The sequence below is a fragment of the Synechococcus sp. R6-5 genome (assembly GCF_047461775.1).
In the GTDB taxonomy this organism is placed as follows: domain Bacteria; phylum Cyanobacteriota; class Cyanobacteriia; order Thermostichales; family Thermostichaceae; genus Thermostichus.
The window spans coordinates 1-3,129 of the sequence record NZ_JANSHV010000186.1 but is presented as its reverse complement, the minus strand read 5'-3'; the positions used below and the strand labels follow the sequence as shown (position 1 = coordinate 3,129).

Annotated in this window: 3 protein-coding genes and 1 tRNA gene; all 4 read left to right on the top strand. The window is 58.5% G+C overall.

Annotation, left to right across the window (positions count from 1 at the left end; genetic code table 11):
• Positions 1-134 precede the first annotated feature (134 nt).
• The 4 genes from NW818_RS10285 to NW818_RS10270 all read left to right on the top strand — a co-directional run bounded on the left by NW818_RS10285 (position 135) and on the right by NW818_RS10270 (position 2,872).
• Positions 135-1,475: a TldD/PmbA family protein gene (locus NW818_RS10285; RefSeq protein ID WP_414424489.1), complete on the top strand. Its 1,341-nt coding sequence runs from the start codon at positions 135-137 to the stop codon at positions 1,473-1,475.
• A 15-nt stretch (positions 1,476-1,490) separates the two neighbouring features.
• Positions 1,491-2,288: an MBL fold metallo-hydrolase gene (locus tag NW818_RS10280; protein WP_414344818.1), complete on the top strand. Its 798-nt coding sequence runs from the start codon at positions 1,491-1,493 to the stop codon at positions 2,286-2,288.
• Positions 2,285-2,713 (top strand): DUF2358 domain-containing protein, encoded by a 429-nt coding sequence (locus NW818_RS10275; RefSeq protein ID WP_414424488.1) that lies wholly within the window; start codon positions 2,285-2,287, stop codon positions 2,711-2,713. The genes NW818_RS10280 and NW818_RS10275 overlap by 4 nt, the downstream gene beginning before the upstream one ends.
• Before the next feature lie 74 nt (positions 2,714-2,787).
• Positions 2,788-2,872 (top strand) — tRNA-Ser (locus NW818_RS10270).
• Positions 2,873-3,129 lie beyond the last annotated feature (257 nt).

Genomic DNA, 3,129 nt, shown 5'->3' with positions numbered 1-3,129 from the left:
GGTTGGCTTGCCAACTACAGGGCTACCGAAAGCCTGCACTCTTTCGCTTTAGCGGTGCGGAGCGCTCTGCGTCAGCATGAGTGTGGGTAGTTTACTAGAGGCGCTGGATGGCAACAGGAACTTGGGGAGTGGCAATGGTGCAAGTCGAGGTGTTGGCAGAACAGACACAAAGCTGTGCCCGGCGGCTGGGGATCCCTCAGTTTGATCTCTACGGGGCTCAAGTGGACGAAACCAGCGTGCAGGTAGATCATGGGGAACCTCGCCAGGTCAAGGCTTCCCACCGCTGCAGCGTGACGGTGCGGGCCTGGAACGACCAGGGTCAGGTGGGGGTGACCTCCACCACCGATGTGGATGAGGCGGGGCTAGAACTGGCCCTGCAAACGGCCTTTGAAGCCAGCCGTTTTGGCCTGCGGGAACATGCCCCTCAATTCAGCCCAGAAGCCACTCTGCCCATTGCCCAGCCTTGTAACGACAAAGGGCCGTTGGCTTTGGCTGGCGACTTGTTGGAACAGTTGGTGGCTGCTGAAAAGGCACTGCTGGGATCCCATCCCGCCATTCAGGGGGTGCCCTATAACGGCTTAGCGCAGCGGCAAATCAACCGCTTCTACCTCAACAGCCACCAAGCCCTGCGACAAGAGGAGCATACCCTCGCTTCGGTTTTTCTCTACAGCAAGGCAGAGCAAGAAGGACGCAAACCCCGCAGCGCCGGAGCCATGCGAGTGGCTCGCAGCCTGGATGAGTTGGATATCCAGGGTTGTGTGCAGGAAGCTGCTGAGAAACTGATTAGCCATCTGGAGTACGAGCGGATCCCTTCTGGAAAATACACAGTGGTCTTTTCAGGAGAAGCCTTTTTGAGTTTGTTGGGCGCCTTCTCCAATGTGTTCAATGCCCAAAACATTTTGGACAACCAAAGCCTGTCCACCCCAGAATCCCTAGGCAAGACCATTGCCTCGCCTCTTCTATCGGTGTGTGACGATGCCCTACACCCGACCAATGTGGGAGCGATCAGCTTTGATGGCGAAGGCACCCCCACTCGCCGCGTCCCTCTCATCACCAATGGGGTCTTGACCCACTTTTTGCACAGCGCCGGTACGGCTAAGCGCCTAGGAGCCCAGCCCACCGGCCATGCCAACATCGGCGCCAAGGTCACAGTTGCCGCCCACTACTACCATGTATTTGCCGGGGCACCGCCGGAGAGCACCTATGACTTGGCTACGGCTGAAAATGTAGTTTGGATCGATGAGCTGCAAGCGCTTCATGCCGGCGTTAAGCCCCTACAGGGATCCTTCTCGCTGCCGTTTCAGGGGTGGTGGGTACGCCAAGGAGAGCGCATCAGCATCGAAGCGGCCACGGTGGCCGGAGACTTCCTGGAGTTGTTGAAGTCGATTTTCTACGTCGAGCCCGAGCCGCAAGTCACACCGGGTGGGCTGTGTCCCCGCATCTGGGTTGCCGATCTCTCCATTACCGGCCAATAACCTTACTTTCAACTCATGAAACTGACCCGCATCGACCTCAACAGTTGGCTCATCCACACCCGGGAGCAAACCTTCCTGTTGGATCCGTGGCTGGTGGATCCCTTGGTGTTTCTGGGGATCCCCTGGTTCATCCGCCTGGAGCACCGCCAGCCGCTCCCTTTTACGCCGGAGACCTTGCCCAAAATCGACGGGATCCTCCTCAGCCAAGCCCAGCCGGATCACTGCCACCCGCCAACGCTGCAGCGCCTGGATAAGCGAATCCCCGTTTTGGCCTCGCCGGCTGCAGCCAGAGTCGTGAAGAGTCTGGGATTTGCAACAGTTCAAGCTCTGGATCCCTGGCAGTCTGTTCGCTGGGGGGATCTGCGGGTCACAGCCATTCCCGGTGCGCCCCTAGGGCCTGTCCGTGAGCTGGGCTATCTGCTGGAAGAGGTGCCCTCTCAGACACGGCTTTACTACGAGCCTCATCTTTCCCAACCGGATATCCGGCTGCGATTGCAGCAGGAATTGTGCCCCATTCATACTCTGCTGATCCCGGTGGTGGGGCAGATCTTTCCCCTCTTGGGAGAGGTGATCATGGGGCCAGAGCGGGCCCTGGAGGTGGTGGCAGCCCTACGCCCCCAGCAGGTGATCCCAACCGCGATGGGAGAGGTGGACTACCACGGGTGGTTTGCCGCCCAGATCCGCCCCTTGGGCAGCCTGCAGGAGTTTCGAGAAAAGCTGGCAGCCTTGAATGCCGCCACGTCCCAATCCATCCAGTTGTGTTGCCCCGCCCCTGGGGAAACGGTGTCTCTTTCTGTCGTGGCCAAGACATGAGCCTTCCTTCCCAAGCCCCGCCTAGCGCCGATCTGGTGGCCATCTTGCGGGCAGATTACGCTCGCTTTCCCCGGGATCAGACCTATGCGATCTACGACCCGCAGGTTTACTTCCGGGATCCCCTCAACGAGTTTCGCGGCTTGGATCGCTATCGCCGCATGATCGAGGGGATAGGGCGTTGGCTACAGGATATCCGTCTCGAACTGCAGGATATTCGGCAAACCGGCAACCAGATCCGCACCGAGTGGATCCTGAGCGGTGCTTTGGCTTTGCCTTGGCGTCCCCGCCTGTGCATCCCCGGCTGGACAGAGATGCAGATCAATGAGACGGGGTTGATCGGATCCCATATTGACTACTGGCGATGCTCTCGCCGGGAAGTGCTGCTGCAAATGTTTCGGCCTGGGGATCCCAAAGGATCCCGTTAATAGCTTCCATCCTTTGCTAGGATCACAAAGCTGACTTTTTAGCCCTCCTGGAAAGTCGCCCCTATTCTCAATCTGGAGAGATGGCCGAGTGGTCGAAGGCGCAGCACTGGAAATGCTGTGTGGGGTAACTCACCGTGGGTTCGAATCCCACTCTCTCCGCTGGAACTTGTTTGTGAGAGCAACTCACCGTGGGTAAGGCCATCCGGCCCGCTGGCGCGACCGAATCCCACTCTCTCCGTAATCCGATAACGTCCACTGAAGTCCAGAAAGCTCTTACCCAGCAAGGCTTCTGGGCTTTTTAGTGTCCACGATAGACCGGGGAAACCCACTGTAATCCAGGCTAAAGTGGGACACAATAGGGGATATAACAGACGGGGTGGGACATGGCTCTGTCAGCTAGAAATCGCAGGAGCCCC